This window comes from Clostridium sp. (assembly GCF_016650035.1).
Lineage (GTDB): Bacteria > Bacillota > Clostridia > Clostridiales > Clostridiaceae > Clostridium_AD.
Genome location: NZ_JAENWM010000007.1, coordinates 55,709 through 77,641 on the forward strand (window position 1 = coordinate 55,709; position 21,933 = coordinate 77,641).

The 21,933-nt window shown below is 30.8% G+C and carries 18 protein-coding genes and 3 pseudogenes; 4 read left to right on the forward strand and 17 right to left on the reverse strand.

All coding sequences use genetic code 11. The annotated features are described in order from the left end of the window. Positions 1–29: 29 nt before the first annotated feature. The 4 genes from JJD95_RS03025 to JJD95_RS03040 form a co-directional block, all read right to left on the reverse strand. The gene (locus JJD95_RS03025) at positions 30–1,235 is read right to left on the reverse strand and encodes a type II secretion system F family protein (RefSeq protein ID WP_291640220.1); all 1,206 of its coding nucleotides are present in this window, start codon (positions 1,233–1,235) and stop codon (positions 30–32) included. A 12-nt stretch (positions 1,236–1,247) separates the two neighbouring features. Then, positions 1,248–2,927, reverse strand: coding sequence for a GspE/PulE family protein (locus JJD95_RS03030; protein ID WP_291640256.1), 1,680 nt, complete (start codon positions 2,925–2,927; stop codon positions 1,248–1,250). A 420-nt stretch (positions 2,928–3,347) separates the two neighbouring features. Further along, positions 3,348–5,048, reverse strand: a complete 1,701-nt coding sequence (ade, locus tag JJD95_RS03035) for an adenine deaminase (protein WP_291640221.1) — start codon at positions 5,046–5,048, stop codon at positions 3,348–3,350. 466 nt (positions 5,049–5,514) lie between these two features. After that, positions 5,515–6,192: a ribonuclease H-like domain-containing protein gene (locus tag JJD95_RS03040; RefSeq protein WP_291640223.1), complete on the reverse strand. Its 678-nt coding sequence runs from the start codon at positions 6,190–6,192 to the stop codon at positions 5,515–5,517. 192 nt (positions 6,193–6,384) lie between these two features. Between JJD95_RS03040 and JJD95_RS03045 the strand changes: the two genes are divergently transcribed. The 3 genes from JJD95_RS03045 to JJD95_RS03055 are packed head-to-tail and all read left to right on the forward strand — an operon-like array spanning position 6,385 to position 8,602. Continuing rightward, positions 6,385–6,609, forward strand: coding sequence for a ferrous iron transport protein A (locus JJD95_RS03045; RefSeq protein WP_291640225.1), 225 nt, complete (start codon positions 6,385–6,387; stop codon positions 6,607–6,609). Positions 6,610–6,623: 14 nt separating this feature from the next. Continuing rightward, positions 6,624–8,387: a ferrous iron transport protein B gene (feoB, locus tag JJD95_RS03050; RefSeq protein WP_291640227.1), complete on the forward strand. Its 1,764-nt coding sequence runs from the start codon at positions 6,624–6,626 to the stop codon at positions 8,385–8,387. Positions 8,388–8,428: 41 nt separating this feature from the next. Continuing rightward, positions 8,429–8,602, forward strand: coding sequence for a FeoB-associated Cys-rich membrane protein (locus JJD95_RS03055; protein WP_291640258.1), 174 nt, complete (start codon positions 8,429–8,431; stop codon positions 8,600–8,602). Between the two features lie 71 nt (positions 8,603–8,673). Here the strand turns inward: JJD95_RS03055 and JJD95_RS03060 are convergent, their stop codons facing one another. The 5 genes and pseudogenes from JJD95_RS03060 to JJD95_RS03080 form a co-directional block, all read right to left on the reverse strand. Next, positions 8,674–9,381 (reverse strand): ribonuclease H-like domain-containing protein, encoded by a 708-nt coding sequence (locus JJD95_RS03060; RefSeq protein WP_291640229.1) that lies wholly within the window; start codon positions 9,379–9,381, stop codon positions 8,674–8,676. A 149-nt stretch (positions 9,382–9,530) separates the two neighbouring features. After that, positions 9,531–11,240, reverse strand: coding sequence for an arginine--tRNA ligase (gene argS / locus JJD95_RS03065; protein WP_291640231.1), 1,710 nt, complete (start codon positions 11,238–11,240; stop codon positions 9,531–9,533). Between the two features lie 516 nt (positions 11,241–11,756). Next, the gene (locus JJD95_RS03070; RefSeq protein ID WP_291640234.1) at positions 11,757–12,632 is read right to left on the reverse strand and encodes a hypothetical protein; all 876 of its coding nucleotides are present in this window, start codon (positions 12,630–12,632) and stop codon (positions 11,757–11,759) included. 292 nt (positions 12,633–12,924) lie between these two features. Then, positions 12,925–14,760: a group II intron reverse transcriptase/maturase gene (gene ltrA, locus JJD95_RS03075; RefSeq protein ID WP_291640236.1), complete on the reverse strand. Its 1,836-nt coding sequence runs from the start codon at positions 14,758–14,760 to the stop codon at positions 12,925–12,927. Between the two features lie 733 nt (positions 14,761–15,493). Further along, positions 15,494–16,492 (reverse strand): annotated as a pseudogene (locus JJD95_RS03080) (thioredoxin domain-containing protein); the annotation flags it as partial. Positions 16,493–16,728: 236 nt separating this feature from the next. Between JJD95_RS03080 and JJD95_RS03085 the strand changes: the two are divergent. Then, entirely contained in the window at positions 16,729–17,391 is a 663-nt protein-coding gene (locus tag JJD95_RS03085; RefSeq protein ID WP_291640238.1) for a hypothetical protein, read from the forward strand. A gap of 118 nt (positions 17,392–17,509) precedes the next feature. Here the strand turns inward: JJD95_RS03085 and JJD95_RS03090 are convergent. From JJD95_RS03090 to JJD95_RS03125, 8 genes and pseudogenes are all read right to left on the reverse strand, one after another. Beyond that, positions 17,510–17,653: pseudogene (locus JJD95_RS03090) on the reverse strand (DUF255 domain-containing protein); the annotation flags it as partial. Positions 17,654–17,811: 158 nt separating this feature from the next. After that, complete coding sequence (locus JJD95_RS03095; protein ID WP_291640240.1) at positions 17,812–18,864, reverse strand: DMT family transporter; 1,053 nt, start codon at positions 18,862–18,864, stop codon at positions 17,812–17,814. A 19-nt stretch (positions 18,865–18,883) separates the two neighbouring features. Next, the gene (locus JJD95_RS03100) at positions 18,884–19,165 is read right to left on the reverse strand and encodes a metal-sensing transcriptional repressor (protein ID WP_291640242.1); all 282 of its coding nucleotides are present in this window, start codon (positions 19,163–19,165) and stop codon (positions 18,884–18,886) included. Between the two features lie 432 nt (positions 19,166–19,597). Beyond that, a pseudogene (locus JJD95_RS03105) lies at positions 19,598–19,792 on the reverse strand (DUF255 domain-containing protein); the annotation flags it as partial. A 514-nt stretch (positions 19,793–20,306) separates the two neighbouring features. Further along, on the reverse strand, positions 20,307–20,798 hold the full coding sequence (locus JJD95_RS03110; RefSeq protein WP_291640244.1) for a GNAT family N-acetyltransferase: 492 nt from the start codon (positions 20,796–20,798) through the stop codon (positions 20,307–20,309). 41 nt (positions 20,799–20,839) lie between these two features. Further along, entirely contained in the window at positions 20,840–21,169 is a 330-nt protein-coding gene (locus JJD95_RS03115) for a hypothetical protein (protein WP_291640246.1), read from the reverse strand. 143 nt (positions 21,170–21,312) lie between these two features. Further along, positions 21,313–21,594: a hypothetical protein gene (locus JJD95_RS03120; RefSeq protein ID WP_291640248.1), complete on the reverse strand. Its 282-nt coding sequence runs from the start codon at positions 21,592–21,594 to the stop codon at positions 21,313–21,315. 32 nt (positions 21,595–21,626) lie between these two features. Next, positions 21,627–21,933: hypothetical protein (locus tag JJD95_RS03125; RefSeq protein ID WP_291640250.1), on the reverse strand; the 307-nt coding region annotated here is incomplete at its 5' end.

The following is a 21,933-nucleotide window of genomic DNA, read 5'->3' on the forward strand; positions in this document are numbered from 1 at the left end:
ATATTACCATTTTGTAGTTGCATCATATATTAAACTGTATTAACCATATCAAACATCGGCATCATCATAGCAATAACTATAAATCCAATAATAACTCCCATAACTATTATCATCAGTGGTTCTAGCATTGTAGTCATTCTTTTCAGCGAAGCTTCTAATTCTTCATCATAAAAATTTGCTGTCTTATCCAATATATCGTCAAGTGAACCAGACTCTTCACCTATTTTTATCATGGAGTGTAGCATTACTGGAAATAGAGATTCATCTCCTATCGCTTCACCTAAAGATATTCCTTTTAGTACTTTTTCTTTAATTACTTCTAAGCTATTTTCTGCTACTTTATTTCCAACTACCCTTTGTACCACTTCTAGGGCTTGTACCAAAGATACCCCACTAGCAAGTACTGTAGATAATGTTCTAGTAAATCTTGATACTATTACTTTTTCGGTAGTATCTTTAATTATCGGTAGTTTCAATTTTAATCCATCTAATGATAATCTACCTATTGGACTTTTAGTATAATTTTTCACACCATAAACTGCTACGCTTATAACTGCAATTAAAATGTACCATTTAGTTTGTATAAATTCACTTAATCCCATAACTATTCTAGTTGGTAATGGTAGAGGCACTCCTGAGCCTTCAAACATTCCTATGAATGTGGGCATTATAAATGTTAAAAGAAAAATCACTACTACCACTGATAAACCTGCCAGGACCATTGGATAAACCATAGCACTCTTAAGTTGGTTATTTATCTTATTCTCTTTTTCAAAATGTGATGCCATTCTGCTCATTATTATATCTAAATTACCACTGACTTCACCAGTATTAATCATATTTATCAGTAAATCAGGAAACACATCGTTATGCTTACCGAGTGCTTCCGAAAGAGATATCCCCTTCTGCACATCATCATATGCTTCATTTAAGCTTTTCTTCAATTTTTTATTTACCGTTTGTTTTCTTAAAACGTCTAATGCATTAGAAATATTAGCACCCGCATTTATCATGGTGTGAAACTGCCTACAAAATATGTATAAGTCCTTTGTTTTAACTTTTTCAAAGGATTCAAATATATCTTTCTGCTCACGTTCTAATGTTTCTTTAATCTCTATAGGATAGTAATTATTATCCTCTATCATGGCTAACACTTCATTTTTATTATTAGCCTTAAATGTCCCTTCTGATTTTTGGCCTTGATGGTTCATAACTTTATACTTAAATGTAGGCATTTACTCACCCCCTTATTCTTTCAAATATGCTATCTTAACCAGTTCTTGAATGGTTGTCATTCCTTTTAGCACTAAATCAATACAGGATATTTTCAGCGTTTTCATTCCATTTTCTATGCATATATCTCTTATTTCATCTACACTAGCATTACGCATAATGTACTCTCTGTGTTTACGAGTTACTTCCATTATTTCATATACACCTATTCTTCCTTTGTATCCACTGTAGCTACAGTGTCCACAGCCTTTGCCTTTGTGAAGCATTAATTCCTCCGCTCCGTGAATTCCTAGAATCTCTTTTTCGAAATCAGTTGCCATGTAAATTTCACTGCACATTGGACATATTTTTTTTACAAGTCTTTGAGATATAATTCCTGCTATGGCACTAGCTACTAGGTAGGGTTGTATATCCATATCTATAAGCCTTACAATAGCTGAAGGTGCATCGTTTGTGTGAATTGTGCTTAGCACTATATGCCCTGTTATAGATGCTCTGGTAGCTATTTCTGCTGTTTCATTATCCCTTATCTCACCTATCATAACAACATCAGGGTCTTGTCTTAAAATTGATCTTAATCCCGATGCAAAAGTTAGTCCTGCTTTTACATTTACATTTACTTGGTTTATTCCATCTACTACGTACTCTACAGGGTCTTCTACTGTTATAATGTTCTTACTATTATCATTAAGTTCACTTAATAAGGTATATAGTGTAGTGGATTTTCCACTGCCTGTAGGTCCTGTAACCAAAATTATTCCATATGGATTTTTAAGTATTTTTTCTACTTTTTCTAAGTCATCTTCATTCATACCCAGCTTTTCTTTACCTACTAAGAAATTTTCTCTATCTAGTATACGGATTACAATCTTTTCACCGTGAATTGTTGGCAAAGTGGAGACCCTCAGATCTACTTTCTTATCATCTATAATCGTTAAAATTCTACCATCCTGTGGAATTCTCTTCTCTGCAATATTTAATTCTGCAAGTATTTTTATACGAGTTATAAAAGCATTAAATATATCTTTATTGTATTTGGCTATCTCATTTAAAGTACCATCTATTCTATATCTTATTTTTATATGATTTTCAAAAGGTTCTATATGAATATCACTGGCTTTCAGCTTTATTGCATCACTTATTATAGAATCAACAAGTCTTACCGCTGGTGCGCTTTTTATATCATCTAATTGTGCTTTATTTTCTTCCTTATCTTCATTTGTTCCTTGAGCTTTTGATAAATCCTCAGCTGCTTTTTTCGCATTTTGATTAGCATAGTATTTATCAATTGTATTTTTAATATCTTTTGTTGATGCGATATATATTTCAACATCAAAACTTGAAGATATCTTAACATCGTCTACTGCAAATATATTTAGTGGATCAGACATGGCAACCTTTAGCTTATTATCTTCCATACCAAAAGCAACTAAGTTATATTTTTTCGAGATAATTTCTGGGATTAGTTGAACAACTTTTTGCTCAATATCTTCCCTATCTAGATGTACTCTCTTTATAGATAATTGTTGCTCTAGAACTTCTAAAATATCTTCTTCACTTAAAATACCATCATCAATAAGAATTTGACCTATTCTTTTCCCGGTTCCTTGCTGTTTTGTGAGCACATTCCGAAGTTGTTCTAAATCTATTTTTTTAGATTCAACTAATAAATCTCCCAATCTTTTTTTTGCCATATTCCTCATTGGCTATGCCCCTTTATTAAACATATTATCTGTTTTTTTTCTCTTTATGCTGTAAATCTAATTATAAATCATAATAAAAACAATTATATTATGATTTACTAGTTAAGTTATTATATATCACAATCTAAGGGAATTCAATTAAATACTAAAAAATATTGTATTTTGTGGTAATAAAAAAATAGCCCCTGTCCCAAAAGGATTAGGCTATTTATTTTTTTTAAATTAAATTATATTTACAATTTAATATGCCACTTGTATTTTATCTGTAACAAAAATTGCATATAAGCATTTCCAAGTCTTTATCTTTGTTTTTATGATTATTACATTAGTACCTAGGCTAATTAACTACAAATAAGTATAAAAATAACACAAGTAAATCTCATTTTTTTCAAAAAAAATTTCTTTTCCCTATTATTCGACAAAAAGGTTTATAAACTCAGATTTATTATAATCAAAGATCCCTCTAGCAGTAATTTTAACCTGTGGTATTACTGGAAGAGCCATAAAAGATAAGCTTATAAAAGGATCATATTCCTCTCGCACTCCGAAGTTTCTAGCAATCCTACTGAGCCTTTTTAGATGCTCTGCCACCATGTATGGAGTTTGAAAAGTCATTATACCTCCAATTGGCAAGCCTAACTGAGCAATAACCTTTCCTTCAGACACCATAACGATTCCTCCACCAATAGTTATAAGAGCATTAACGGCCACCTCCATATCCTTATCGTTTTCTCCCACTACTATAACGTTATGAGAATCATGAGATATTGTTTGTGCTATAGAGCAATGCTTTAGTCCCAGGCCCTCTATAAATCCAACAAAATGCTTACCTGTATTGTGATGTCTTTCAAACACTGCGATTTTTAATATATCTTTTTCCACCATTCTCTTTATACAGCCATGCTCATTCTCTGTTTTTCTTTGTACCAATTTAGTTTCTAATGATTTTGGAATTAATTTTATTACATTTACAATTTTAGCTTTACTTTCCACCTTAAATATATCACTATTTATAAACTCCATATGCATGGAAGAACTTATTTTTAATTTTTCGTGTTTTATATCCTGAAGCTCTGTGTACTGCTTACCATCTTTAATAACTTTTACTATATTTAAACCCTTTAGGTCTTCAAATAGCACCAAATCCGCTTTATACCCTGGGGCTATAGCCCCTCTGTCCTTTAAATCATAGCACTTAGCTGCATTAAATGAGGCAATTAAAAAAGCCTTTATAGGATTAAGCCCTTGCTTTATAGACATTCTAATACAGTTATCTATAGATCCATCCTCTAGCACGTCGTCTATATGTCTATCATCAGTGCAGAATAAAAATCTTCCATAATTATGATTATTAACAGCTGGAAGTAAGTTTTTTAAATTTCTAGCAGCAGACCCTTCTCTTAGCATAACGTACATTCCTCTACTAACTTTGTCTAAGGCTTCCTTAGCACTAGTGCACTCATGATCTGTTTTAACACCAGAGCTCAAATATGCATTAAGCTCCCTATATGATATATTCGGACAATGCCCATCAATATGTTTAAGCTTTGCCATTTCTATTTTTTCTAATATATCTTCATCCTTATTTATAACTGCAGCAACATCCATTACCTCACCAAGGCCTAAAACTCTATTATTATCTATTAATTTTTCTAATTCCTTCGCATTAATAACGCAACCACTATCCTCAAATTTAGTGGCTGGAACACAAGAAGGTAGCATGTAAAAAATATCTATAGGGGCCTTCACACTATTTTCCAGCATAAAATTTATACCCTTCATTCCATCTACATTAGCTATTTCATGTGGATCTGCTATTACGGTAGTCACACCTTTTTTAATTACTACCCTTCCAAACTGCTGGGGCATAACCATAGAAGATTCTATATGCACATGCGCATCTATAAATCCCGGTGTTACATATAAATCCGAACAATCAATTTCACTTTCCCCATCATAATTACCAATACCTATAATAATATCATTAACTATAGCAATATCCCCACTATCTATCGTTTCAGTAAACACATTAATAAACTTTGCATTCTTTAATACCAAATCTGATTTAATCCTTCCCATAGCTGCATCAATGTTCTTTCGAATCTTCTCCATACTCTTCCCCCCCATTATTTAATTGCAAGTACTTTCTATTACAATATTATGTAAAGGGTTCTAGTATTCCTCATTAATAAATTATCACTATTCTTTATACAAACTCTATCAACATTTTTGATTACTTAACTTTCACATTAAGCTTATAATCATCTACTATTACTTCACTTTATATTTTTTTATTACAAACTCATGTATAGACTTTCTTCAAAGTGACTTGAAACAGAAGCGACAAAACTATTGAAATACTATTTAGAAACTCTTCTTTCGCGAACATAAAATTCTCGTAAGCCTGCCAGGACGGCAGGCTAGTGAACCTGAGCCAGGAAGGCGAATGTGAACGTTAGAGAATTTTATATGAGCGAAAGATTAGAGTTTATTAATGGTATTTCCTAGTTTCGAGCTCTGTTGCAAGGTACGAAGAAGAATTCTCTATACATATTTTTTCTGCAATAAAAAAACACAGCTATTGCTGTGCTTCAATTTCTTCAGTTTTTAATCCTACCTTATTAAACCAGTCCACATATATATAGAATAAACTCACAACATCCTGTTGATTATATAGTAGTATTTTATCTTTTTTCTCCTGAGGCATTCTATTTATATAGTCATCATCTTTTACTATTTTACCAAAGGTTTTAGCTAAATTAGATCCACTAATTAATTCACTTTCACGATCAATATCAAATATCTTTTCTAAAGCTTTAAGCCCAATACAATTTCCTTCAGCTTTTTCATAACATTTTTGAAGATCTACATCTTGAAAATATCCTTCTAATAAAAAGTCTATTTTGTGTGCCTTTAACAAATAATTTATAACTGTAAAATCATTATTTCCCGAAAACGTAACAATGCATTTTTTGTTATATTTATTCTTCATTTCTTCAAAATAATTTTTAGCTAGAGATAATATTTCTACAGCATCTTTTTTATTTTCCGCCATATATTGAGTAACCTTTAACTCATTTGATGCTTCATCATAAATACAACATCCAAAAACTCCAATACATATAGGTTTTTTATAAATATAATGTTCTAAATCAAAAAACAATGCGTCTTTAAAGAGGTTCTCATTTCCGTCTATGACAAGGGCATTTTCTGTTGAAATTTCCCCCACCTTAATACTACTAAGTTTTGTAATCACACTATCACTCTTTTCTACTAAGTTTACTAACTTGTTTACAACTCTTCTCTATTTATATGTTATCACAGTTTCCCCTATTATATGAAGTATTTTTAAAAATTTAGTACATTTGAGCATTATTTTTATATTGACACTTATAAATAATGATGGTAAAATGATATTGAGAATTATTTTCAATGAGGAGTGATTATTATGAGCATCTATGATTTAAAACCTGGAGATAAAGCACTCATCCAATCAATTTATGGCGATGAGAAATTTATGAAAAGATTATTCGCATTAGGTTGCATAGAAGGCACAGAAGTAACACTAAAAGCAACTGCTCCACTAGGCGACCCTATAATTATAAATTTACGTGGTTTCAATTTAGCTATTAGAAAAAATGATGCTAAAAATATACATGTTAAAACTGCATAAGAAGGAGGATTAAAATGATTACTGCTGCACTATTAGGTAATCCTAATGTTGGTAAGACGACTTTATTTAATGCACTTACAGGATCCAATCAACATGTGGGTAATTGGGGTGGAGTAACCGTAGATAAAAAAGAAGGCATAATTAATAATCAAATTAAACTTGTTGATTTGCCAGGAATTTATGCAATGGATACTTATTCAAACGAAGAAAAAGTTTCTAAAGAGTTTTTGGAAAATGAAAATGTAGATGTAATTATAAATATTATTGATGCATCAAATCTTGAAAGAAATTTATATCTTACAACACAATTAAGACAATTTAATATACCAATAATTTTAGTATTAAACATGGTAGATGTAGCCCTATCGAAAGGCTTTGATATTGATTATAAGCTTTTATCAGAAAAACTAGGGATGAAAATTATACCTATTGTAGCTTCAAAAGGCACGGGAATATCTGATGTTACTGATTGCCTCATTAACAAAGATTATATCACTACAACGCCTAACACTTTAAAATTTAAAGATGAAAAAGAAACATATGGTTACATTGAGTCTTTATTAAAATCCTGTACTAATAAACGCAATAATAATAAAATTTCTATTACCGAAATAATAGATAAAATTGTTCTTAATAGATTTATGGCTTATCCATTGTTTTTTGGTAGTTTATTTTTAATATTTATGTTTACTTTCAATTGGGTAGGACAACCTTTAGCTGATCTTTTAAATACATTACTTAATGATTCTCTTATTCCATTTATAAGTAATATACTTGCAAGTAATAGTGATTGGTTTTCTTCTCTTATAGTCGATGGTATTATAAGTGGAGTTGGCTCTGTGGTAGTATTCTTGCCGATTATATTGGCATTATTCTTAGGTATATCATTTTTAGAAGACAGTGGTTACATGGCAAGAGCTGCTTTTATAATGGATAAATTAATGAGAAAAATGGGACTCTCAGGCAAAGCCTTTATCCCCTTGATTGTTGGATTTGGATGTTCAGTGCCAGCTATAATGTCTGCTAGAACTTTAGAAAGTGATAAAGACAGAAAATTAACTGCTCTTTTAGTACCTCTAATGTCTTGCAATGCTAGACTACCAGTTTATGCACTCTTTGCATCAGTATTTTTCCCCGGACGCGAGACCTTAATAGTATTTTCATTATACTTAATGGGTATTGGCTTAGCCTTTGGAATTGGTATATTATTCAAACACACTTTGTTTAGAAAAGACGAAGAGCCTTTTATTATAGAATTACCAGAATATAAATTACCAGAACCAAAGACCTTATTACTACATACTTGGGAAAAAGGTAAAGGTTTCTTAAAGAAAGCAGGCACTATAATTTTCTCAATTTCTGTAATAGTATGGTTCTTATCAAATTTCAACATTACAGGTATGGTTGACATAAATTCTAGTTTCCTCGCTATAATCGGAAAATTTATAAACCCAATATTTATCCCGCTTGGATTTGCTTCTTGGCAAAATTCTATAGCACTTCTAACTGGTCTTATGGCTAAAGAAGTAGTTGTAGGTACCATGGGTGTTATATACGGAGGCAATTTAACCAATATCTTACCTGGTTATTTTTCGCCACTATCCGCTTATAGTTTTCTCTCTTTTGTATTACTCTACACACCTTGCGTGTCAGTAATTGCAACTATGAAAAAAGAATACGGAAATAAAATGGCTATTTTCTCCGTATCCTATCAATTAATACTTGCTTGGGTAGTTTCTTTCTTAATATTTAATATAGGTAGTATTATAATTGGTTAATAAAAAAGTATTAGTACAAAATATAAAGAGGTGATGTGATTATGGAATATATTATTGTTGGTGTGATTGTTATCGTAGCTGTTTATTTATTATATTCTAATATAAAAAGGCAAGCAAGCGGTGATTGCGGTAGTGGCTGTAAAAATTGTAGCCATAGTTGCAATTCAAAACCCTCTAGTAATAAGGACAAAAAAGATGAACAAATGAAAAAATAAATAAAAGATTGATATAATACACAGTGTATTATATCAATCTTTTTTTATGTGTTATTAACTTTTTCTATGCTTTATGATAGTTGGCTGTTAACTGCTTTTAATGATTCACTTGTATTTCTATTGCTCTTTTGTAGAGCTAGTTGTTTTTTAGCTAGTTTTTCTTTCCTTTTAACATCTAGATCATTTTCAATTGTGTTAATCACTTTAAAAATTTTAGGCAAATTTGCAACATCTTCATAGTTATGGAGCATAAGAATTTCCTTCAATTTTTCATCATGTTTTTCTAGGTATTCTTGATAAATCTCAACGCTTCTAGCTCCACTTATTTCATCTTTTCTATAAATTCCAGTAAACTGTTCTACATTCTTCAAACTACAGCCCTTCATTCCCATTCTTTTATGAAAGGGTCTTATAATTCTAAATAAATCTATGTGTTCACCAGGCAATCTAAAATGTAAATTATATTTATTCATCTTTCTGATTACAAAGGGTTCATCAAAGGCCGTACCATTATAAGAACACCATGTTTTAAAATTACCCATAGCTTTCTTAAGCTCTTTTAAAATGTTTTCCTCTTCATAAGGCGTCTCTGCAAAATATTGAATAACTTTAAATTCTTCTTCGTTTAAGTAATAACCTAGGGATATTAACACTATTTTGTCATACTCAAAATCAAAACCTGTGGCTTCAATGTCTAAATACGCAATCGTACCCATCTTAAATCTTTTGTAAATTTCCTTAGGTAAAACAACTTTAATCTCATATTCTTTGATAAACATACTTCCCCCTAATCTATAAAAAAAGAAACGTATAAATTGCAACAAATTTATTTCTATTTGCTCCGTGATTCTAAATAAATTTCACATTTTTCTATAATATAATAATACATTAAAATGGACGTTATTGCAAATGCAATAACGTTCATAATTTACATTCTATCTACAACTTCTATTCCTATAAGGCCTAATGCATTCTTTATTACGGTGCAAGTAGCTTCTACCATTTTAATTTTTGCAAGTTTAGCAGATTTATCTTCTAAATTTGCTATATTATGCTGATTGTAGAATTTATTAAAAGATTTAGCTACATCAATAACGTATCTTGTGACTACAGATGGTTCTAATTTCTCAATAGCGTACAAAATTGAACTTTGGAAACCTTCTAATTGCTTTACAAGTTCAAATTCTTCTTTAGAATTTAGTGTGCTATAGTCCACCTCTACATTAGTTTCATCAAAGTTGCTATTTTCCATAACTTTTCTTAATATACTTTTTGCTCTTGCATAAGTATATTGTACATAAGGACCTGTTTCTCCATCAAAGCTAAGCATTTCTTCCCAATTGAAGACAATATCTCTTTCTCTGTGGTTTTTTAGGTACGTGAACATGATAGCACCTATTCCTACTTTTTTAGCTACATCGTCCTTATTTTCAAGCTCAGGATTTTTTTCATTTATTATTTCAAGAGTCTTAGCTACTGCTTCACTTAATAACTCATCTAAGAAAATAACATCACCTTTTCTTGTAGATAATTTCTTATCTGCAAATCTTACTGTACCAAATGGTACATGCACACAATCATCCGCCCACTCATTGCCCATAAGCTTTAAAGTGGTGAATACTTGATTAAAATGAAGAGATTGATCTTTTCCAACAACATAAATATTTTTATGGAAATCATAAGTCTTCTTTCTATATGTTGCTGCAGCTAAATCACGAGTTGCATAAATTGTAGCTCCATCTGCTTTTCTAATGATACAAGGTGGCATATTGTACTCATCTAACATTACAACCTTAGCTCCATTACTTTCTACAAGCAGTCCCTTAGATTCTATATCTTTAATTACATCATCCATCTTGTCACAGTAAAAACTTTCTCCAGCATAAGAATCAAAATTAACATTTAGAGTTTCATAAAGCTTTTTAAATTCCACAAGGCTTAAATCTTTGAATCTAGTCCAAAGCGCAACTTCTTCAGCAGAACCTTCTTCTAATTTCTTAAAGTACATTCTTCCTTCATCATTAAGCGTATCATCAAGCTCAGCCTCTGCATGAAATTTAACATAAATTCTTAATAATTCTCTAATAGGATCCTTTTCTAAAGCTACTTCGTCGCCCCAGTTTTTATAAGCATAAATAAGTTTACCAAATTGTGTTCCCCAATCTCCAAGATGATTAATTCCTGTACAATTATAACCTTCAAAAGAAAGTATCTTATATAGTGAGTTACCAATAGCTGTAGTAAATAAATGGCCTACATGAAATGGCTTTGCTATATTAGGTGATGAATACTCTACTACCATATTCTTACCTTCGCCTATCTTAGATGAACCATAGCTTTCTCCCTCTTCTAATACTTTCTCTATAGTCTTTTTAATAAATGCGCTTTTGTCTAAGAAGAAGTTTAAGTAAGGTCCAAAACACTCTATTTTTTCAAAGCCTTCTTTTTCAATTTTTTCTTTTAAATCCTTAGCTATCATAGTTGGTGCTTTTTTCATGGTTTTGGCTAATTGAAAACATGGAAAAGCAAATTCTCCCATTTCAGATCTCGGTGGTGTTTCAATTAAATTCTCTATTGTTTCTATTTCTAAATCCACCAATTGTTTAATTCTCTCTGCAACTACTTTTTTATAATCCATATAAATTTCCCTCCTGTATGCGTTTGGGGGAGATAACAGTTATTAACTGTTATCCTCCTAATTTTAAAACTGATGTTCATTATTATACAACAAAAAACCCATCTCTAAATAAAGAGACGGGTTATATTTCCGCGGTACCACTCTAGTTGACTATAAAGTCCACTCAATATTTTAACGCTAATTAGCGACTTACCCTATAAGAGTCAAAAGTTGTTACTTCTAACTTGTTCAGGCAGCTTCTCCAAGGTTCTTTTCCTAAAATTAACGGATTAATTTTGTTAAATAGTTGCCCATTTAACTTCTTATACCTTACAAGGCTTACACTCTACCCTTGCTCGCTTAAAGATTAATAAGAAAGTACTATCCTCTTCACAGAATTTAGTTGTAGTATATTTATCCATAATATATTACATTATACTCCCACTATTACATCTTTGTCAATTTTCTTATTATCTGCTTTACCTTCAGAGAGCAATCTTTCAGCTAACCTCATATTAAGAATCATGATAATCCTAACTATTTAATATATTCTATAAACTTTTTCAAATCAGTAATAGGCTCTTTGCAATTAAAGTTTTCACAAATATAAGCCGTAGTTTTTCCCTGCAATTGTTTATGCGCTTTTATCTCAGGATTAATAGAATTTAGCTCTTCGTCACCAGTATTCAAAACTACTGTAGCAAAAGGAAGATAAGTGCTATTAATTTCATTAATCATAGCTTCTGTATCAGCTCCATTCTCTTCTCCTGAAATAATAATATCCTTTCCTGGTACCTTACTATATAATAGTGCAGTCATAAAATAAGCATGAGCACTTTCTATAGTTTTAACCTTGGAAGCAAAAACTTCAAATTGTTTGTATGCTTCATTTCCTAATTCCCTATTGGCACTTAATCTAGACAACCTTAACATATTTAGTGTAGCCACCGAATTACCTGAAGGCACTGCGCCATCATATATATCTTTCGGCCTCACAATTAACTTCTCTCCATCAATACCATATAAAAAGAGCCCACCACGATCTTCATCTTTAAATAGCTTAAGCATATTTTCATTAAGCTCTAATGCTTTAGTTAAATACCTTACATTAAAAGTAGCTTCATATAGTTCAATTAGTGCATGAACGACGAATGCATAGTCCTCTAAATATCCTAAGTGTGCTATTTCACCATCCCTGTATCTAGCCATTAATCTTCCACTTTCATTAATCATGTTACTTAAGATAAAGTCCATAGCCTTTTCCGCTTGCACAATATAACTGCTATTTTCAAAAACTCTTCCACCATAAGCTAGTGCTGCAATCATAAGCCCATTCCAAGAGGTTAGTATCTTGTCATCTTTATATGGATGAACTCGTTTTTCTCTATATTCAAACAGTTTTTGTCTCATCACTTCTAATTTGTATTCTAAATCTTCATCTATCTCGGAACTACTTTTCTTTCCAATAAGATTTGGAATGTTCCTGCCTTCGAAATTGCCTTCTTTTGTTATATCGTAATGTCCACAATAGGTTTCATAAAACTCATCGTCTAAAACTGAACCTACTTCCTTTAGTGTTAGTAAATAAAATTTGCCTTCTTATAGTGATAGGTAAGATTTTGATATTATCTCCATCTTTTCCCCCACCTCACACCGTGCGTGCGACTTTCATCGCACACGGCGTTCCAACAATCCGTAATCTTGATTAAATAATTGAATTTCCTACTAACTCTCTTAAAGAATTGACACGTTTTAATCCTTTTTTGTTAAGGGACAATAATCCTAGATATTTATTTATTGTATCTTCGGTTTTCGCATGTATGAGTTTATGAGCTTCATAACATACCCAAACTAGATTCTTATATTCATCAGTTCCACCTTCGCATTTCATCTTTTTATGATGACATTCCATGCTTTCTAATTTCAAATTATTATCTGTTATATAACACTTGCCACATTGCCCCGCTATTAAAGATATTTTATTATCATCAAATTCGGTCGAGTTATTTTCATTCTTTGTTTTTAAAAGATGTTCAATTAGATATCTAAATCCTTTAAGGTTTTTATGAATTTTCTCTCTTCCATTTCTTGTGTAATTATTTATATCTTGACTGAAACACATTGGTGGTTTATTTCTACAACCATGTATTGGGTACAATGTTATATTAAAGATAGTTCTGATTTTTCCTTTATATTCTCCATAAAGTCTTTCATAGGCTTTAGAGAGTCTAGGTTTATTTGTTATGCAATTCTTCAATCTTATATCCAAGGTTCTTGTAACTAAGAAACTAATTTTCTTAAAGTCTAAATTAACATTAGTAGCTATTCTGTAATAATTATGGCTACCTAATATCATAGCATTTAGCTTAGATACTTGTTTTAGACTCCCTTTAAATTGTATTGTCTTAATTTGTTTCTTTATCTTTTTGATTGTATTATCTTTAGCTTTATCACACATTCTACTTTGACAAACATATTTTCCACTCTTAGGCTTAACTGTTAGTTTAAATCCTAAAAATTCTGTATAGTTTTTCCTTAGGTTAGTAACTTTTGATTTTTCTGGACTTATATCCAGACCTAATCTTTCTTTTAACCATAATCTAGTTGCATTATATACTTTTTGAGCTGTTTTATAATCTTTACAAAAGAGTTTAAAATCATCAGCATATCTCACAAAGCATATTTCTTTGAGTTTTGTTTTTCTTAATGCTCTATATTTATTTGATTGGTCTATTCTACCATTCCTATTAACATCATAATTTTTCTTTGTTTCAAAAGTTTCCCATTGTGAACTAATCCACCAGTCTAGTTCATTAAGAACTATATTTGAAAGTAATGGACTAATTATGCCACCTTGAGGAGTTCCTTTTGTGGGTGTTCCAATTCCTTCTATTTCAGATTTTAATATTTTTCCAAATATACTAATCAAATTTTTATCTTGTATACCCATGCTCCACATTTGTTTCTTTAACTTACTATGATTAACATTGTCAAAGAAACCTTTAATGTCTAAATCTACTACATAATGTAGTTTATTTAAATTCATTAATCTCATACATTGTGCTATGGCGTGTTCTGTTGACCTATTTGGTCTAAAACCATAACTATTATGGTGAAATTTTGCTTCACAGATAGGTTCTAGTATTTGTTTAATACATTGTTGGATTATTCTATCCTCTATACAAGGTATTCCTAGCGGCCTAGTTTTACCATTTGCTTTAGGAATTTCTACCCGTCTTACACTTTTCGGCATATAGTTTGCTAGTTTATTTTGAATACATTCCACAAATTTCTCTGTTTCCATATCCCTATAAAAGGTAATATCTAGCTTATCTGTTCCACAAGTTGTAGAACCTTTATTTTTCTTTATATTTCTATATGCAAGTAAGATATTTTCTTTTGATGTTATACATTTCATTAAGTCTTTAAATTTTTTGTCTTTACTAGATTGTTCATACAGATTATCGAATGTGTTTTGCATTGTATAATACTCATTATTTCTTAGTAACTGTCTTTTCTCTATTATTGAGCTTTCCTTCAAGTCTGCTCCCTCCTCCTTTGTACTTCTACAAATTTAGATTCACATCTCTTATTCTTACTCGAACCTTGAATTATTCATTTATTTAATTTTAACTATTGATTGTCTAGTGGCTATAGCTCCGTTTCTATTACAGAAGCTTCATTGCTTTATGCCACCACTTTTACTTGGATTAAGATAAGTTATAGATTGCTCTTTTCCTTATCACTACTTCTTTGGTAGTAAAACCTCAGTATTCCAAGCTTCCCTTGTTCCGTTACTATTATCCTTTCATATATCCTTAGGTTTCTAGTATGAGCCTGTAAGCTTGATAATGCCTATAACATTATATGGATTTTCATAAAGGAGAATCTTACTAATCCACACTTACTATACTATTGTATATTGTTCATTTCTGAACAATTCAGCGTCTAGACCCGTACATTCCTAGTTTCGTCAGTTGCCTCTGCAACATCCTAACCATAGATATTTTATGGACACCCGACCTATCTTATACTCGACCACCTCTGGTTCGCATTTCGTGTAGGTATTATATTTCTTCTACTTACGGTATAATCTCAGCCGACTTCACCGAGCTTTTAACCCTTTCTTATTTACTTAAGAAAACGCTAATCGGAGTATCAGTGGAAACCCTTCAAGGCGTTACCCTATCATTTGACTTCTCATAATAACAGTTCTAGTATTTGTATTTAAACATCTACTAGGCTACTCTTTTCAAGTAACAACAAGTCGCGCCTCCTTCACTATCCGCATCTTCTGCTGAATAAAAAGCTCCCTCTCTTGATGTCATATCTCTTAGTATATAAGTGAAGATTTTCTCAGCAACACCCTTGTAAAACACATTACCTGTAGCTTCAAAAGTCTCAATATATGCCGATGCTAAAAGCGCATTATCATATAACATTTTCTCAAAGTGGGGTACAAGCCACTTCTCATCTGTGGAATACCTAGAAAAACCAAACCCAATATGATCAAAAATTCCTCCCTCATACATGGCTTCCAATGTTTTTTCTACTATTTCTAATGCTTTAGGTTCATTATAATTTTTCCAGTATCTTAATAAAAAAATCAAGTTGTGAGGTGAAGGAAATTTTGGAAATCTACCAAATCCACCATAATTATTATCAAATGCATTGTTGAAGCTGTTATATGCATTATGTATCTCTTGTTCTCCTATTTCTTCTAATTCTTCTCTGTTAACCTGTGTGTGGCTATTTTTAATATACTCCACTATTTTTTCACTAGAATTTACAATATCTTCTCTTTTCTCACTCCACTGCTGTGCAATAGAATTCATTACATCCATTATACCTGGTCTTCCATACTTACTATCCTTTGGAAAATAAGTTCCCGCATAGAATGGATTTTTATCGGGAGTCATAAGAATAGTTAATGGCCATCCACCGCTTCCAGTTAAAGCTTGGCATACCGTCATGTAAATACTATCTATATCTGGACGTTCTTCGCGATCTACTTTTATTGCTACAAAATTTTCATTTAAAACAGCTGCTACTTCTTCGTTTTCAAAGGATTCTTTTTCCATGACATGACACCAATGACAAGTTGACTAGTTTCACAGTCAAGAATACCCAATAGAGAGGAATATTGGTTTGTTTTCTGATTTTGCTTCTGCAAAGGCTTCTTCACACCACGGATTCCAATTTACTGGGTTATATGCATGCTGTAATAGGTATGGAGATTTTTCATTAACCAATCTATTTGCATTTTGATGCATATTTTCTTTCTGCATAATATCACGCTCCCTTCATATTTTTATTTTTGACTTTATTACTTTGCCCAAAAATGCTATCGAATATAATTCCATTGAAACAATATATAAAGATTGAACAATGCAACCCAATAAACTCCTAAACATATTATTCTATCCTTACTGCATAGTAAACGCATATAAAGTTTAGAAAATGATAAAAATATTAGTGAATTACAGATGAAAATTTAGAAGGTGATTAAATGAAAATTAAATCAAAATTATTAGTTCTTATATTTACAGTTATTTTTATCATTGTTGCAGCAGACCTTAACAGTAAATTATTTTATTTAAATAAAAAAGCACAAATGTCTAATACTACTTTCTCAGAAAATAACAAACTGATTGCTTCATTACCTGAACACAGTATAAAACTTTATGCTATTAATTCTCAACATGGAGGTGTATATAAAGGACTTATGTTGTATATAGATGGCAAGTCGGCTATCTTCGATTGGGAAAGTGACTCAAACCCAACATTTCAACCAAAACTACACATTGAAGAAGTGCATGTTATTAACTCTGATAATTTTTCAGAAATTAAAGTAGCAAATCCATTAGATATCCTTAAAAATACCGTTCAAATAACCATAACAAAACAAAATAATAATGTTTTCATTAAAATAACACTCAATAAGAAAACCAAAATAATAAAAATAAAAAACTCTGATGTCGGCTTTTGGTTTGAAAATGTATACTTTGGAAATTTGACTCACTATGATATAAAAAATAATTTATTAACAGTTAGAGCTGGAGCACAAGTATCCCCATCAGGGTTTGTCGGTGAGGTTGTTATCACTTATAAGTTTTCAGATAACAAGTATGTTCTTAAAGATACTACGTTTGAGTATTCCAAAGGTTTATGACACCAATCGATGCCTAAAGTCCAATTTTCATAAAGCCCACTGTGAAAGGTTCTGACTATAACCTCAGCTTAAGGAATTGCTGTCAAAGGTTTTCATCTTTTATAAATTGAAGTGTTTAGATGACATGACACCAATGACATACCGAATATCCGAGTGAAAGGAAGATTGGTTTATCTTCTTCTCTTGCTTTTGTAAAAGCCTCTTCTCCCCAGGTCATCCAGTTTACTGGATTGTAAGCGTATTGAAGGAGGTAGGGAGACATTTCTATGCTATAATTTTATATAGGGGTAGTTGCGTTATAAAAAAAAATGAGCATTACTATCATAACTTTTTACTTTTAATTAATTCTGTACAATATTTTTTTTGATATGCTTCAACTGCTTTTATAAAATTATTGGCTTAAGCAAAATAAATTATAATTTAATGAGCATGACTATGATGAATATCTTGTGTGTGTTTATGTGAATGATTATATTCCTCATGAGTGTGAATATGATTATGCTTTCCGATAATAGTTTTTTCATGAATATGGTTATGATGACTATCCTCATGACTGTGGCTATGCTCATGAGTTATTAAATTATGAATATGTTTATGATTATGAACTTCTGTTGAAGCAAAATATGTGCCTACAATCATAATGACTAATGCAATAATAAATGAGAATGTTGGTATTTCTCTAAAAATTATAAGTGATAATCCCACCCCAATAAATAGTGCTATTGCATAATAAGCACTTGTTCTTGCTGCTCCCAGTTCTCTTTGAGCATATATATATAAGGATATGCCTAATCCATAAGCAAAGAACCCGAGTAGCATGGCTGCTATGATATAAGGTATATTATTTGATTGTTCACCTAATGTAAGTGCAATTAGTAAACACCCAATTCCAGAACCAAATCCTTTAATAATAACAATTTCTAATGGGTCTTTTACAGATAACTTCCTAGTACAGTTATTTTCAAGTCCCCAACATATACATGCTAACAATACAAAAATTGAACCAAAAGAAAAGGAAAAACTACTTACATCTTCTACAGATAAAATAATACTTGATACAGTAATTAAAGAAATAGCACTCCATAGTCGTTTGCTGATAGATTCTTTAAATATTAATAATGCAATTAGAGAGGTTGCAACGATTTCAAAATTGTTAAGCAATGATGCATTAGCAGCAGTTGTCATAGTAAGTCCATACATTAAAAATATAGGTGCTGCAATATCTAATACAACCATTCCAATTGTAAATGGAAGTTCTTGTTTAGTAAGCCTTGCTTCAGTTTTTTCTTTATATTTCTTATGCTTAATAAATTGAATAATGGATATTCCAATTCCTGCTCCTAAATAGAGAAATGATGCCATTAGTGTAGGTGGAATTTCTTTTAATAATAGTTTGGATACAGGTGAACTAATACCATATAATGCCGCTGCTAGTATGGCAAAAAAGGTTGCCTTATATTGTTTAGTTTTCATTATGAACACCTCACAAATATTATTTTATAAATTGGTCGATAGCACTATTCAAATCTTCAAGTACCTTTTTGTCTCCAGTTTCTACTGCATTTACAACACAGGTATTAATATGGTCTTGTAAAATAATTTTTCCAATGTTATTAACCGCAGATTTTACTGCTGCAATTTGAATAAGAACCTCACTACAATCTCTACCATTCTCTACCATCTTTTTAACTGATTCTAAATGTCCTATAGCTTTAGATAACCTATTGGTAATTGCTTTAGTATTTTCATGTTCGTGATTATGTTGTTCACCCATGGTTAAGCCTCCATTCAATATCCCCCATAGGGGGTTAATATAATTATAGCACTACTATGTTTGGATTCCAATATTAATAGCTAATTCTAATACATAGATTTAAAAACAAAATAGAATAAATAGCCTATATACTATTTACCCTATATTATTTTGCTTTATTAATATGCTTATGATATTACATATGCAAAGCAACTCTTATGAATATTATAATATTATTTTACATAATGCTATTAAATATCTCCATATCTAAAGTTGCTTTAGTTAATCCTAATTATTTTATAACTGTATTACTTAATAACCATTAAAAAAACTCAAAAAATAATACTAACAATTATGCCAGTGCTTATATATAAACTGAAATCTCAATACAAAAGCAGCTTGAGCTATTGATACCCAATGGTCTTTGTTTTTTATAAATTGCAGTGTTTAGCTTACATGACACCAATGACAAGTACTGTAGCTGATTGAAAGGAAGATTGGTTTATATTGTGCTTTTGCTATGACAAATGCTTCTTCTCCCCATGGATTCCAATTTACTGGGTTATATGCATGTTGCAGAAGGTATGGTGACTTTTCATTAATTAACTTATTAGGTTTTCGGTTTTCTTTAGCATTGAATTTAATCATAGTTACAACAACTCCTATCAAATATGTATTAATGATATTATGCCCAATGCAGCTGCTTTAAGTCCATAAAAATAAAGAATCAACATGATCTTATTACTTCTTAACATGTTAATTAGTCATTTAATGTTTCATAAATTCATCATTTTTTAAAAATGGTATGAATAAATTACACCTTCTCCAATGTAATATTTCTTATTAAATATATAGATGGATTAGATGAAACTTGCCAAACTATAAAAACTTGGTGAGTTTTTATACAATCACAGAAGCATTTTTTGATTAACTTTTCTAAGGTCTTTCCTTCAGCCAAAACGACGAGAAAAACACCAAAGTATATATAATTATACTTTATTGATTTTCATCTGGGTGACGCCATTTTTTTTGTTCTTTCCAAACCATCAATTTTTCTACCTAACTTCATATCTAATAAATCAGAATCAAATGTACCATCTTCGCCTAGCTTCCGCATTTCGACAAGTGACAGTCACCCTTGTGATAGCGAAGGGCTCACTTGCTAAAGCCCAATTTTCATAAAGCACACTGTGAAAGGCAGATGTTTATACTTTCTTGTACCTGTATGTATAAATCCTAAACTACTGTACCAATTCCTTAATTTCGTATTTTCTTCAATTAATCCAATAGTCATTTTATTACTTCCCATTTCTCTGACTTTATCCATTGCAAAAACAATCATTTCTCTACCATAACCTTTATGACGATATTTTACCAACACAGCAAGATTATTCAGTTCAAAATTCCCACCATCACCCTTTCTAAGCGAAAAATAACCTACAATGATACCATTATTCAGATAAGCAAACATTGGTCGACCTCCATCATACTGCTTATATAATTTTTCAACTTTCATAAAACTTGCATTCCCTAGACAATTCTCTTTTGTAAGACTAAATTCTTGTGCTACCGTTCCAAAACTTTTTTTGATTACTTGTACACATACCTTTATCTCATCTCTTTCTATCTGCCTTATCATTTTTATCACTTCCATACTCACATTTTATTAATAATCTTTACTCCGTAATATATAAATTATTGTCTCCTTTTGAATTCGGGTAGAATTTTTATAGTAACAAGGATTAGTATGATTAATAATCCCAATCCACCAAAAGCTATAAACAAATTATCTAAATACATTCCTATTGTCATAAGTGATAATGGTAATACCATTGCTAATGCATATAACGCAGCTAAATACTTTTTTTTATATATTATACCAATCATCGCAAAGATAGAAATCATTAGTGCACAAACCATTATTACAACTCTTGCATTTCCTCCATACTCAGTTACAATAAATCGAGAAATTATTAAACCAACCAGAACTCCGTAGACACCTAAATAGGATATATTTTTCTTCATATGTTTTACCTCCCATAATACGAATCTTCAATTTCACCCGCACCCCAGTCAATTAATATCACCATACCAAACCCTGTATTATTTACATTTATTCTGTTACTCTCTCCCTCGCTTTTGTTATCTTAATGGAAACAGTAGCAATTTTATCTTTTATTTTTATGTTTATAAATGTAAATGTTATTAGCAATTTCTACTATTAATGAAATAAAAAACAAAATAAGGATTAACCCTAAAATTAAAGGTTTGTACTTTTCTGAAATTTGCGGATAATTGTTTTCTATAATAACTTCGATTACAAGTATACTTAAAAGCAATGTTATCAATGTAGTTATAACTAGTAAAAACATGCGTTCCGTTTTATTGCCTTTATATTTTAGAGCAATTAAAAATGCTCCTGTCATGCATAATATCAATATTGTTATCATTACTAGAAATGGTATATTTTCTTCTGACTTTCTTATTCCCTTTCATTTCTTTTCCTGACGAATATTTTCAACACAAAATTTTTTGCGAGTTTTAAATAGTTTATCCGCCTTGGTCGATACTTTTTATAAATATTATCTTTTAAAAATATATGATTACTTTCTAATTCATAAATTGCATCTTTTGATATATAATGTGGTACTCTTCTCGGTATATATTTTTCAACACGCAAAATATTATTAAAACTAGTAACTTTTTTAGTACCAAATCCTCCTTTGTGCAGTTCCATGATGTTCATATTTATCTTATTTTTATTATGAAATATCAGATAATACCTAAGA